The organism is Heliobacterium mobile, from assembly GCF_009720735.1.
Lineage (GTDB): Bacteria > Bacillota > Desulfitobacteriia > Heliobacteriales > Heliobacteriaceae > Heliobacterium > Heliobacterium mobile.
Genome location: NZ_WNKU01000042.1, coordinates 1 through 11,991 on the forward strand (window position 1 = coordinate 1; position 11,991 = coordinate 11,991).

The 11,991-nt window shown below is 42.0% G+C and carries 13 protein-coding genes and 1 tRNA gene; 12 read left to right on the forward strand and 2 right to left on the reverse strand.

Translation table 11 applies throughout. The features are described from left to right. Nucleotides 1–125: 125 nt before the first annotated feature. The 8 genes from GJ688_RS18315 to GJ688_RS18355 all read left to right on the forward strand — a co-directional run bounded on the left by GJ688_RS18315 (nt 126) and on the right by GJ688_RS18355 (nt 4,717). Nucleotides 126–440: a sigma factor-like helix-turn-helix DNA-binding protein gene (locus tag GJ688_RS18315; protein ID WP_235911097.1), complete on the forward strand. Its 315-nt coding sequence runs from the start codon at nt 126–128 to the stop codon at nt 438–440. Beyond that, nucleotides 440–808, forward strand: a complete 369-nt coding sequence (locus tag GJ688_RS18320; protein WP_207708842.1) for a hypothetical protein — start codon at nt 440–442, stop codon at nt 806–808. Before GJ688_RS18315 ends, GJ688_RS18320 begins: the two co-directional genes overlap by 1 nt. Nucleotides 809–896: 88 nt before the next feature. Continuing rightward, complete coding sequence (locus GJ688_RS18325; protein WP_155477963.1) at nt 897–1,058, forward strand: hypothetical protein; 162 nt, start codon at nt 897–899, stop codon at nt 1,056–1,058. A 1,135-nt stretch (nt 1,059–2,193) separates the two neighbouring features. Then, a complete protein-coding gene (locus tag GJ688_RS18335) occupies nt 2,194–3,243 on the forward strand; it encodes a PocR ligand-binding domain-containing protein (RefSeq protein ID WP_155477965.1) in 1,050 nt (349 codons plus the stop codon). Between the two features lie 32 nt (nt 3,244–3,275). Then, nucleotides 3,276–3,731, forward strand: coding sequence for a chemotaxis protein CheW (locus GJ688_RS18340; protein WP_155477966.1), 456 nt, complete (start codon nt 3,276–3,278; stop codon nt 3,729–3,731). A 105-nt stretch (nt 3,732–3,836) separates the two neighbouring features. After that, nucleotides 3,837–4,064, forward strand: a complete 228-nt coding sequence (locus GJ688_RS18345; protein WP_155477967.1) for a hypothetical protein — start codon at nt 3,837–3,839, stop codon at nt 4,062–4,064. A 152-nt stretch (nt 4,065–4,216) separates the two neighbouring features. Next, the gene (locus GJ688_RS18350; RefSeq protein ID WP_155477968.1) at nt 4,217–4,429 is read left to right on the forward strand and encodes a hypothetical protein; all 213 of its coding nucleotides are present in this window, start codon (nt 4,217–4,219) and stop codon (nt 4,427–4,429) included. A gap of 108 nt (nt 4,430–4,537) precedes the next feature. Further along, nucleotides 4,538–4,717 (forward strand): hypothetical protein, encoded by a 180-nt coding sequence (locus tag GJ688_RS18355; protein WP_155477969.1) that lies wholly within the window; start codon nt 4,538–4,540, stop codon nt 4,715–4,717. Between the two features lie 196 nt (nt 4,718–4,913). Here GJ688_RS18355 and GJ688_RS18365 read toward each other — a convergent pair whose 3' ends face one another. Further along, on the reverse strand, nt 4,914–6,053 hold the full coding sequence (locus GJ688_RS18365) for an HD-GYP domain-containing protein (protein ID WP_155477971.1): 1,140 nt from the start codon (nt 6,051–6,053) through the stop codon (nt 4,914–4,916). 1,206 nt (nt 6,054–7,259) lie between these two features. Here GJ688_RS18365 and GJ688_RS18370 point away from each other — a divergent pair. Both GJ688_RS18370 and GJ688_RS18375 read left to right on the forward strand, forming a co-directional pair. After that, on the forward strand, nt 7,260–8,441 hold the full coding sequence (locus tag GJ688_RS18370; RefSeq protein ID WP_155477972.1) for a tyrosine-type recombinase/integrase: 1,182 nt from the start codon (nt 7,260–7,262) through the stop codon (nt 8,439–8,441). Nucleotides 8,442–8,659: 218 nt separating this feature from the next. Continuing rightward, complete coding sequence (locus tag GJ688_RS18375) at nt 8,660–9,739, forward strand: stalk domain-containing protein (protein WP_170292145.1); 1,080 nt, start codon at nt 8,660–8,662, stop codon at nt 9,737–9,739. A gap of 743 nt (nt 9,740–10,482) precedes the next feature. On the opposite strand, the gene GJ688_RS18380 is transcribed toward GJ688_RS18375, so the two are convergent. Beyond that, nucleotides 10,483–10,558, reverse strand: a tRNA-Thr gene (locus GJ688_RS18380). 126 nt (nt 10,559–10,684) lie between these two features. On the opposite strand from GJ688_RS18380, the gene GJ688_RS21655 reads away from it, so the two are divergent. Together GJ688_RS21655 and GJ688_RS18385 are read left to right on the forward strand one after the other, a co-directional pair. Beyond that, nucleotides 10,685–10,807: a hypothetical protein gene (locus GJ688_RS21655; RefSeq protein WP_456237464.1), complete on the forward strand. Its 123-nt coding sequence runs from the start codon at nt 10,685–10,687 to the stop codon at nt 10,805–10,807. 379 nt (nt 10,808–11,186) lie between these two features. Further along, nucleotides 11,187–11,816 (forward strand): phospholipase D-like domain-containing protein, encoded by a 630-nt coding sequence (locus GJ688_RS18385; protein ID WP_170292146.1) that lies wholly within the window; start codon nt 11,187–11,189, stop codon nt 11,814–11,816. The last annotated feature ends 175 nt before the right edge of the window (nt 11,817–11,991 follow it).

An 11,991-nucleotide genomic window follows, 5' to 3' on the forward strand; every position in this document is an offset into this window, starting at 1 on the left:
CGGGGTTAGCTTCAGGTTGTATCGAAAAACTGTGAAAAAGCGAGTATTACGGAGAAAAGATTAATTTATTGAGGGAGGCGGCCTAACTGGGGAAAGTCATTGATTTCTCCGCAAAGGAACGGCGATTGGACGAGGCATATCCATTAGACAGCGAACGAGGAATCTATGCTTTGCTCACCCAACTGCACCATGTCCGTGAATCCCGCTTTCTAAGAGGTGATTACGACGCTAGTTTGTTATTGCTGGATTTAGCGCAATCCGTGGCAGAAGCAAAATTGACGCATCGCCAAAAGCAGGCGTTGAAGCTGGTGTTCATCCACGACTTCATTCAAAAGGACGCAGCCCATTGGATGAACATCTCTCAACAGGCAGTCAGCGATCACGTTCGATCGGCTATTCAACGGATCGCTTTGGTTAATAAAGAGAAAGAGGTGGCGTGATGGTCTTCTCCACAGAAGCCAACTATAAAGAGTCCTTTGCTAAAGCAGTGGCCCACCTGGCTACCCAAGACATGCCGGTTCAATGGCGGATCAAAGCCGTAGATGATCTGATTGAGGTGTATGTGAAGCAGGTCGGAGAGGTTCCCGATAGTGATCAGTTGGAACGGCTGACCAATTATATTCTCCGGGATTCAAAGAACCAACCCGATAAGGTCAGCAAGACAGAATACCCGGTATTCAGTGAATGGCAGCAGAAACATCGATCCCGACGGGAAGTTCCACTGGAGTATGTCGGTGGGTTGCCCGTCGAAGCAAAACGACTAGGAATTCGGTTGAAGCATCGACATAAACAAAAGAGGATCGCTTAACGGCGGTCCTCTCCAAACTTAACTTTACTATTGAATTAGTCCTAGATAAGCTGTACCTGCCTCGAACAACAGCAGGGAGGATTACAGAATGACAGAGTTTTATCAAACCGGCCTGGGCAGGAAGTTTTACGAACGGGATGTTCCCAAACTCGCTGAATCCCTAGCCACCATCGCCGAACAACTGGCCCGGTTGAACCAAAACATCGAGAAGCTCAACGAGAACATGAGTAAACCAGAAAAAGCTGAGTAACGCCAACAACAGTCCCCCGGCAACGGGGGCTGTTTCGCTCTTTGATAATTAAAAAAGCCCACGTCAAATAAGCGACGGTCGTGAGATTAGAGAACCCTCGCTTGATATGTGGTCGGACCTATCCTCCGGTATGGCCGAGCGGACTTCGCTGTTGGTTGCTGGGGCAAACTGGCCTCCAGATTACTGGCCAAAGTCGCCTATCGGCTGTTTGGGCAGACTGGCCTCTCAAAGCTATGGGGGAAGTTCGCTAAGGGCTTACCGGCAAAACTGCCATGGCCGATGGTTTAGGTAACATGGCCGGGCTTCGCCAATCTGCGTCTGGACTTGCTTGCCGATCGGTAAACCTGCAAGACGTTCTATGAGTTTATATACTACTTAGAGAATTTTGCAGGTTACGTTGCCATCGTATTCCACCGGGGATTCCGCAGCTATGATCGCCGTGGCGACCCCAGCTCGAACCCATAGCCTAACCGTGAAGCAACGCTTCCCATATTCGATTTTCGAGAACTGATGGTTCAGCTTATGGCCCTTATCGACCTCCCTCGTTTCGAGAGTAATGGCGGGACCGATATTCCGGATTGCAGACCTCCTTCGTGTGTGAACTTGATTTGTAGCTATATGTTTATGAAGGAACTCGGTTATCACCCGATAACACCACTCCTTATAATCCGGCCCATCATGCAATGGACCATGATGTAAGATACCTGAAGCAAAATGCTTGTCGTTGATTCGACGGTAGAATCATTGCGGAATTTAATTTTTTAATTTTTGTCGGAGCCGGGTATTCCTCGATAATCATTCCTCCTCGCTGCTGGCCTATCATGCACAGGGCCATTATTGAGATATATGAATCAAAATGCGTGTCGTGTTGATTTCAACGGTGAAAAATCATTTGCGGAATTAAATTTTTAATTTTTTGTTGGGGCCGGTTATTGCTCGATATTCATTCCTCCTCGGTGGGCGGTTGCCGCAGTGACATCATCGCTCTAGTGGGGGAGGAAGTCAACGAAAAATATATTAGAAAGATCTAAAAGGAACAAAGCGAAATCTATCGAATATTAATATTTAATACGTAGGATTTGAACTTAATCCCACGTTACAGTCAAAATAATTCCAGCACAGAAGGAGTATGGAAATGAACAACGGAAAAAAGTTAACAGAGACTGATATCGATCTAAGCAAGGTAAAGCTCGGAGATGTTATTGACTTTGAATTTTTACAGAGATTTCAGGATAACTTCGCAACGGCGATGGGCTTTGCAAGTCTCACGGTTGATTTGGACGGTCAGCCAGTGACCAAACCAAGTGCGTTCACTCGGTTCTGCATGGAACTTACCCGTACCTCGGAAAAAGGCCTGAAACGATGTGTTGAATGTGATCGCATAGGCGGGGAAAAGGCAACTAGTACGGGAAAGCCCTCCATCTACGAATGCCATGCAGGCCTCGTCGATTTTGCGGTGCCTATTATGTTGGAAGGCAGACAAATTGGGACGATACTTGGCGGACAAGTGTTAACTCAACCGCCCGAATTGGAAAAGTACGAACAAGTGGCGAAGGAAATCGGTGTTGATCCCCAATCATATACCGAAGCGGTTAAGGAAGTTAAAATAGTTGGTCGCGAAAGGATTGAGGCAGCAGCTTATGTGCTTTGGGATGTAGCCAATACCATGACGAGAACGTGGTACGACCAACATAAGCTTGGTGGAATCGCTCGGACTCTAAACGAAAGCATCACAGAAATGTCGGCTACGATGGAGCAAATGGCCGCTTCTGCTACAGACGTAAGTAATAATCAAATTCAACTTAACAAAGAGATACAAAATGTAAGCGTATTGACTGGGAAAATAAATGAAGTTATTGACTTTATTAAAGAGGTGGCTGACGAAACGAGACTGCTGGGACTTAACGCCGCCATTGAAGCTGCAAAAGCAGGGGAAGCGGGTCTAGGTTTCGGAGTAGTAGCTCAAGAAATACGCAAACTTTCTGGTGATTCAAAACAAACAGTAAATAAGATCAAAGAGTTTACACAGGAAATTAAAAACTCCGTAGCCTACACTGTGAGAATGGGAGATGCTACGACAACCTCTACACAGCAGCAAGCCGCAGCCATACAAGAAGTTACAGCAACTCTACAGGACATCGCAGGCCTTTCGGATACTTTAGAAAATTTAGCATCAAATAGTTAAGAAATATTTTTGAGTTGAAGAAGGTGAATCCAATGGCGGTTATCCAATTAATTTCTTTTGAGTTAGCTGGTGATGAATACGCAGTAGACATTACCACTGTAAATGGAATTGTAAAATACAAAAATTACAGCGTTGTTAAAATCCCGAACGCATCGAAAGGCTTAGAAGGATTTATTAACCTTCGGGGGAAAGCTATTCCTGTATTTAACTTAAAAAAGAAGCTTCAATATACTGATGATACTATATACGAAGATAGTAAAATTATCATTATTAATTACTCGGGATCTATTGTTGGCTTTATAGTTGATGACGTTACGGACATTTTCAAACTTCGGGATGAACAAATTGAACAACTATCCGGTAGCATAAGTGGTAATTGTGACAAATACATAAAAGGAATAGGAAAAAGTGACGATAATATGATTGTGATTCTGGATTTAATATTAGTATTATCCGAGAATGAACTTAAACAAGTAAATTCCGCTTGATAGAGAAATATGAAAGAAATAGCACATTGAAATAAGTCTTCCCGTAAAAAAGCATCCGTAGGCAAGTCTAGGAATAACAAAAAATCGCTTTTGGGAGGATATTGAGTGAAACCAATTTCCTTTTTCATCGAAGAAACTGAACGAAAATGCTACAAACATTCTGGTAGAGATCACAAAGAAATAAAAAATGTAATTTTTAGATGTTGGTGTTGTAATAGTTCTTCAAAAGCAGAAGAATGGTTTGATACAGGAAAATGTCCTAGAGAGTTTTGTGAAGGACGGACATATCCTGATGCAATGATTGAGAAATACGAAGATATAGAACAACTGTAATATAATATGTAAGTAAAATAATATTTTATTTATTTCAAGCGTCCGGCCCCACCGCTGCCGAACGCTTTTTTCATGTTTGTTTCTGTAAAAAGAAGGAAATCACCCTCGCCGCATCGAATAATCACTCACCAAATGTTGGAAGAGAGTGATTGTTGCCGATGAAAAGCGAAGCGGAGCAACTTCTGAAACTAATCCATAAGAAACGCCACGAAGCTTCCCGACTTCTGCTGGCCCGTAGGATTAATCAAGCCATCCTGGTCTCCCGTGAAGTTGACCAACTTCGGGAAGAGTATTGCCGGTTGAAGTTTGAAGAGCAGATAAACAGAAGACCGTACATCCGCCGACATATTGTGAATACGCTTTAGAAAAAGGAAAAGCGTGGCTCCATATCGAATGGCTCACGCTTCAATCTGTTTATCACTGGGCAAAATAGAGTATGGATAAGTCAATGCTGTTTGAAAGGGGGAGAAGAGATGCCCACAGTAGATACCAACATCGAACGCTTATTTTTCACCGACGTAAAACAAAAGAAAACCACGGCCTCCGGCATCCGTGGCCGTGCCTCCCGACTGGGCCGTGTCGGCAGCAGGTTATGCCTTCGGATCGGATGTCCGGTAAGGCCAAACGTGACTACCGTCGGCCAGGGCCGTTGATCATGTATTCGCTATTCGAGGACTTAGTGCCTTTTGAAGTGTTTGATCGGATGAAGTACGAGCAACATGTCCAACTGCTCCCCAAGTGGCGGATGAAGTATGGCGATGATTTTATTTGTCGGGAGTGGGGGCTGACGAGGTTTGGATTTGAAGTTATTTTGGGGGCTTTGAGTCCCTAAAGATTAGATAATTGAACTTATATATAATATTCTATGTAATCTACTTTTTTAGATTCAGTAAAACAACTTAAGAACAAATCTACAACTAATGGGTCGAACTGAATACCTGCGAATCGTAATAATTCGGCTTTTGCCTGTTCATGACTCATCGCTTTTCGATAAGGTCGATCGTTAGTCATTGCGTCGTATGCATCAACTACAGCTAAAATTCGGCATTCAAGAGGAATAGCTTTTCCTTGTAACCCGGTTGGGTAACCCTTCCCATTCCACCATTCATGATGTTTCAAAATGAATGGTGCTATAGGTGCTAGGTCCGGTGTCGAAAGGGCAATGTTATAACCTATTTCACTATGTCTTTTCATCTCTTCTCGCTCTTCTTGATCTAAAGGACCTTCTTTCAGTAAAATACGGTCCGGAATCGCGACTTTACCAATATCGTGAAACTGTCCCAAAAGACATAAATCGGCGATTTGACTTGCGGAAAGGCCCAATTTAATTCCTAATTGAATCATTAACTTACTACTTCTATTTGCGTGAACTTCTGTATTGGAATCTCTCGCTTCAAGGATTTTCTTGGTTGCCAATATCCCCGCACTTCGAGCACTTTGACTCAAGTGAAGCTTACGTCGGTATAAAGAGTTTTCCGCTTCACGAAATAAACGCTCAATATTTCTTTCGCCGATAGCTTTTGTAGAAGAATAACCAACGGAAATACTAATTGCCTTCTCGTGCCCTACATCTGCGTTGTATTTTTTTATTATATTGAAAACTAGCTGAGACAACTCTAGAGTTTCCTTACCCGAAGATTCAAGTATAGCAACACCAAATTCGTCTCCACCAATTCGAGCAAGAACTATGCTCTCGTTAAACGCATTTTTCAGGATATTGGCTACATCAACCAGAATAGAGTCGCCTTTTTGAATTCCAAGACTATCGTTGATATTTTTCAAACCGTTAACATCACAAATAATAATTCCAATATCCCGGTTTTTGTTATTCTCTAGAATGTTACAAAAAGATATTCGATTATGTAATCCGGTAAGCGAATCGCGAAATCTCAGTTGTTCCAAATTTGATTTAAGCAATCTGAGCTCTTCCCGAACACTGGTTTTTCTTAGGCGTTTATGACTGGAAGGGAATTGAATTTTGTTGTTCATTACTAGTTAACCCCCAAAATTTAATAACCAATGTTAAAGTTAATTCGAGATCAAAGAAATCCGATAGGTTTAGTGTGGAAATACATTATAGTTTACAATATATAGAAAGTCAATTATGAAATGGCAAAAATGATTTCCAACGATAACTTAACTTCCCTTCCCGCCCCACTAGAGATAACCTACACCTGCCTCCGAAATCAGTCGATCTTTAATATCGAAAGGAGCAGGTGTTTTATTATGGCTTCATCACGAAATAAGCCCGGCCAAGGCAGCGTCTATAATATAATAAAAGCGTCCGGCCTTACCATTACCGAACGCTTTCCATTTCTGAAAACCTTACTTTCCTATTTCTGCAAATCATCATTATGTCTATCTTGGAACTCAGACGGTCTCATTACTGGTTGGGCAATAAGTTCAGACAATGACCTTTTCGACGAAAGATTTCCATGTCGTGCTTCCATGTTTAACAGAGACACCAGAATACCTCGTGCAATTATTCCGTCTGTTATTAGGAAGATAAAATCTAGTATTGGTCCAAACGAAATAAAATATCTAAATGCATCCAGTCTAACTAAAATTAGAAAGTATAATCCAAAAGCAAATGCACCGGCCCAAATTACGTTCCACAGAAAAAAACTCTTCCACGAGGACGTGTATTGGTATACAAGCATCCCGTATAAAGGTATTAGCGTAAGGTCGCCTAGAAAAAAGTTGGGGTTTAATGGAATTACCCTTTTGAATTGTATCCATAAATCGAATTGTGAACCGGCTGCGTTATAAACCGAGAAAGAAACAGCTACTAACGAACCAAAAAGTAGTATTTCAATGATACGTTTCTTGTCTACTAGATAGAAAAATAAGACGTAAGAAAATAGTATAAGCGATACCCCGCTAAACCACAGAGGAGATAGAAAATGTTCAGTAACCCACTGGGTAATAATCAGGTTATTTAAGTACTTTGATGCCTCAAGAACTTGATCGTTGGTTACCATTTTATCCTCCGAAATATTATTACTCCACACTAAAAGTTTTTCTAGTTACATCTTTTATATGCGTGAAAAAATTACCATTTGCTAGAGCGTTATTTTGGCCAAAGATTTTTGTCATTCCTAAAAGTATCTTTACTAGTGGATATAACAGAGATAACCTACACCTGCCTCCTGTAATCAGTAGATCTGCAACAACGAAAGGAGCAGGTGTTTCTTTATGACCTCTCGCAACAAACCTGGACAAGGCAGCGTCTACCAGCGGAAAGACGGCTACTTTGTAGCCCAGGTCCACATTGGTCAGGACGATAACGGCAAACCAAAGTACGCTCGTAGAACTTTCAAAACAGAGGGCGAAGCCCTACAGTGGCGTGACCAAGCTCTAGTTGAGTATCGGCAAGGAATCTTTGTAATCCCCACCACAGTAACCTTCGCGGAATGGCTCGACATCTGGTTAGAACAATATGTAAAACCAAACGTGCGTCCGAAGACATGGGAATCCTACGAGTACATCACCCGGCTTCATTTGAAGCCGAAGTTGGGTAACGTGAAAGTTCAGGCTTTACAGACAACGCAGCTTCAACGGTTATTAAATGAAAAACGGCAATCGGGGCTATCGACGAGAACAGTCGAACTGATTCTAACCACCGCCCGAACTGCCCTTAAACAAGCCGGTCATGATGGTCTAGTCAACAAGAACGTTGCCGATCACGTTCGTAAACCCAAACCATCCCCTAAGAAGATCAGCGTATTCACCGTAGATCAAATGAAGGAATTTATGTTTGTGGCCGAAGAGGACAGGCTTTGGATTGCGTTCAAGTTATTACTGGGCACTGGGATGAGGGTGGGGGAGTTACTGGCCTTGAAGTGGGGAGATATCAATCTCGAACGTGGTCACATCGACGTCACTAAGGGAACCGTACTGGTCAAAAATGAGTTTGGCCCCAACAAGACCCACCAGATTATCCAAGAGCCTAAAACGAAAAACGGTTACCGGAGGATTCCGATAACCGAAGATTTGGTACGGCAGTTGAAGCGATGGCAAGTACTACAATATATCGAACGGATAAGTGAGGGAGAGGAGTATAAAGATGACAGTCTGGTCGTAACAACCAAGAAGGGTCGGATGGTCTCTCAGCGGAATCTAGCCACGAAGTTTCATCGACTGTTGGCCAAAGCGGAAATTCCGAAGACCAATCTTCACTCACTACGCCACACTTACGCAACCCGGTTGCTTGAGGCGGGTGTTCATCCGAAGGTTGTGCAAGAATTGTTGGGCCATGGGAGTATTCGGATCACGCTGGATACCTACAGTCATGTGTTGCCTGACGTGAAGAAACAGGCAATTGATAAGATTGAGGGGATGTTGAGTCCGAGGAAGATGGGGTTGAGTTTAGATTGAATAGTACTATAATTCCTTATAAAATGGACAGTAACGGCGTGAGGTTTGAGAAGACCCACGCTGTTTTTCTTGGTACAAATTAGAGAACGTAAAGGTATTCATATGATTTATAATGACAAGTCGTGAAAAATATGCTAAAATACCAAATTATTATCAAAATACAGGAGAATCTGTTTATCTACACTAGAGTTAATAAAAATAAACTGGAGGTTTTTAGGATGAAAAAATACATATTTGCATTATTTCTGTTTTTTATTTTTGTTTTACCTGCTAATGCAGAAGAAACAAAAATAAAAATATTTGTAAATCAAGCACAGATTGGGGACCTTTACAAAACTACTATTTTAAACGATTCTGTTTATGTATCATCCGGATTCGTGAAAAATATACTCGATTGTGATATTAAATCAGACGATGATGAAGAGGTTATCTCATTAAAACGGGGTAATGTTAAAATAACATACTACACCAATTCTACTCATTACTTACAAAACTTAAAAATTTGTACTTTAAGTAAACCAATTGAACTAGTAGAAGGTAAAATAATGTTTCCTCTACGGCCATTGTGTGAATCGCTAGGTATAGAAATTATTTGGGATGATAAATCAAACGTAATAAGCCTTAATAAGGAAAAGACAAGTACAGAGTATACTTCCCAATTAATTGGTATAATTATAGTGTCAGCATTTTTGGCTTTAACATATTTATCAAACAGAATCATTTTATCTTATAAGCATAAAACAATATCTATAAAATGGCTAATAATTAAATATTTTTTAGCTAACTTTACAACCATTTTTTTATTTACTTTTCCATATTTTATTTTACATATATTTTCGATTGGTCCAAGGTTTATTTTCTTTGGTTCGGACATCTTTAATGGAATTTACTTTAATGATAGCGAATATCAAACTTTTTTTGACTTCTTTTACTTTAGTGCCATGACGTTTTTTACGGTCGGGTATGGTGATATTAGTATAAATGGTATATGGAGATTCATTCCGATTTTAGAGGCCTTCGCTGGAGTAATGACGAATGCAATATATGTTGGAATTCTAATTTATCAACTATCGGCAAAATCTGATAACTACGAGATACTTTCAGTTGCTATTTCTAACGGTTGGAAAGTTATTAATACCCCAACAGAACACAAAAATATAGTCGATGCTATGAATCTAGATAAAAATCATAAAGTACTTACAGTGACCGACGGTATTAAAAAAAAGTCAATTATATTAGACGTTAAAGAAATTGAAAATATTGAGAAACTTCATTCAACTAATGAAATTATTTGGTAAAAGTAAAATCTATCGCACCCGATAATCCGAGTAAACCGCCCAACAGCCCCCACGCTCCCAGCGGTTCCAATCGTCAATCCACAAGATTAAAGGGATATTGAGTCCGAGGAAGATGGGGAAGATCATCAATTAAAATCAGTACTAACGAAAAAAAGCGTCGCCGTCGGGCAACGTTTTCTTTCTTCCGAGAACTAAATATGTACCTTTTAGCCTCAGAAGAGTACGGCGATACAGTACCGTACTCTTCTTTATTAACGGGACAAATTCAATGTTCCCTTCATCCCCGATGTTTATTCAAAAAAGGAGGAGCACGGTGAAAGGCCGTACCCCTGTTAAGGAGGAACTATTTGTGAGAAGCACTCTGAAACAGCAGGAAAGCCTCCGGTGACAGACGAAACCGGAGCTTACTTTCTTACCGTCCCAGGAGGTCTTTACATCAAAGGTAGTATATCTAGAACGTCCCTATGTAATTCATGGGAGTTAATCCAACCCCAGTTACAATCGGAAGGATGGTCATCCCCGTGGCCCGTACCGGGCCTCGTTAAACCAACATAACCTTCACCACAAAATTCATAACGGAAACGCAAAAAACCGCCGTCAGCACACTGCCTCCGTCGGTTTCCCCTGCGTACCGGGCCATTTCAACCCCATGGCTTCACCAGAGATGCCCCTCCGTAACTACCTCGGTAACCACATTTTGGTTCTCTCTTCCACCTGGTGATCCTGCTAACCCGCATATGTAGTGGAGCCGGCGACAGGACTTGAACCCGCAACCTACTGATTACAAGTCAGTTGCTCTACCAGTTGAGCTACGCCGGCGCCTCAAACAAAAAGAAATATACCAAAGGTAATTTATCTTGTCAATAGAGAATTTCAGCTAAATATTAAGACTATTTCAAGCAAAGTCTTTATGCGAAGAAATTTATATCCGAGCAAGAGCGCCAGATGTATCCCGTTATGTGCTCTGCAGGTTGGAAGGAAACATCGGTACCCTTTCAACCTAGCCTGGATAAACTGGGTAACGGCCGCGATTGTTTCCAACCTCGCAGCCGTTACCCAGTAAAGTAAATAATAAAAAAGCTCGCCCGAAAGGGGCGGGCTTTTTTATTTTTGGGGCACCGATCCGCGTCGGTCTGAATTGTCCGGTCCAGGCTGCTCATTGTCATCATAGGTTGATCCCTTCGCGGGGTCTCCTCCGGGGTCCTCCACAGTAGGTGGATTCGCAGGGCGTTTTAGTGCAGCACAACCTTGGGTAGTCATAAACAAAAGAAGCAATATAGCGGCAATTACCCGTTTCTCCAACATGGATCACCTCCCTTAAAAGCTTTCCTCAAGGGAGGAAAAGGAATACGAACACAAGGCAATGATTAATTACACCAGATGGAAGGAAATGGGCTTGGATGCATCGAAACCTCAGAATAAAATGGAAATTTTTGGAGGTTTAGATGTGAATAAAGTTCCTTGGCTTTCAGTGGCGATTGCATCGGCCATCTTGATGGTTTCTTTTAGCTTACCCGTAAATCCGGGCAACCTTTCGATGACAGAGTCAGTCAACCAGAACTCGACAGATTTAAACAGGCCATCATTAGCGACATCGACGCCGAATCCGCCTCAAGTCCAACTAGACTGGGCTTTTACCCGTGCCGGGCACCATCCAGAGAATCTCCTTCATGCAACCATTGCCTCAGCCGAGACCAGCTTGGATTTGGCTGCCTATGTGATCAATCATACCGAAATGGCTAAAACCCTCATTGAAGCTAAAAAAAGAGGGGTGAAGGTGCGCATCATCACCGATCGCAAAGAGGCTCAGAAAAAAGTACAAAGCGATGTTTTAAAGTCGTTAAAGAAAGCCGGAATTCCCATAAAAATAAACAAGCATAACGGTTGGATGCACCTAACCGCGATGATTGCCGACGGAGATATCGTAGCTACCGGTTCCTGCGACTATTCTCAAGCCTCTCTTTCCGTCAATGACGATGTCCTATTGGCGATCAAAGACCCGATTCTGGCCCAGGCTTGGAAAAATCGCTTCGAACTGATGTGGGACGATGAGGAAAACTATCAAATATTACAGTAACTCAAGTTTCGCACACAGAAATAGGCAAGTAAGCCTTGATATAGTTGGGTAAAGAGCCAATCCATTTCTGGAGTTGACTTTTAATCAAAGCGGCTAACTTCTTGTTGCAGTTTTTAACGACATCATCAATAATCGACCAAAGTTGTTGAAGAGCCACCGCCCATTCCAAATCATT

Bases quoted from the DNA above. Each gene is read 5' to 3' on its own strand.
- GJ688_RS18340 (WP_155477966.1), top strand. From the start codon at position 3,276: ATGGCGGTTATCCAATTAATTTCTTTTGAGTTAGCTGGTGATGAATAC.
- GJ688_RS18370 (WP_155477972.1), top strand. From the start codon at position 7,260: ATGACCTCTCGCAACAAACCTGGACAAGGCAGCGTCTACCAGCGGAAA.
- GJ688_RS18365 (WP_155477971.1), bottom strand. From the start codon at position 6,053: ATGAACAACAAAATTCAATTCCCTTCCAGTCATAAACGCCTAAGAAAA.
- GJ688_RS18335 (WP_155477965.1), top strand. From the start codon at position 2,194: ATGAACAACGGAAAAAAGTTAACAGAGACTGATATCGATCTAAGCAAG.
- GJ688_RS21655 (WP_456237464.1), top strand. From the start codon at position 10,685: ATGTATCCCGTTATGTGCTCTGCAGGTTGGAAGGAAACATCGGTACCC.
- GJ688_RS18320 (WP_207708842.1), top strand. From the start codon at position 440: ATGGTCTTCTCCACAGAAGCCAACTATAAAGAGTCCTTTGCTAAAGCA.
- GJ688_RS18375 (WP_170292145.1), top strand. From the start codon at position 8,660: ATGAAAAAATACATATTTGCATTATTTCTGTTTTTTATTTTTGTTTTA.
- GJ688_RS18325 (WP_155477963.1), top strand. From the start codon at position 897: ATGACAGAGTTTTATCAAACCGGCCTGGGCAGGAAGTTTTACGAACGG.
- GJ688_RS18355 (WP_155477969.1), top strand. From the start codon at position 4,538: ATGCCCACAGTAGATACCAACATCGAACGCTTATTTTTCACCGACGTA.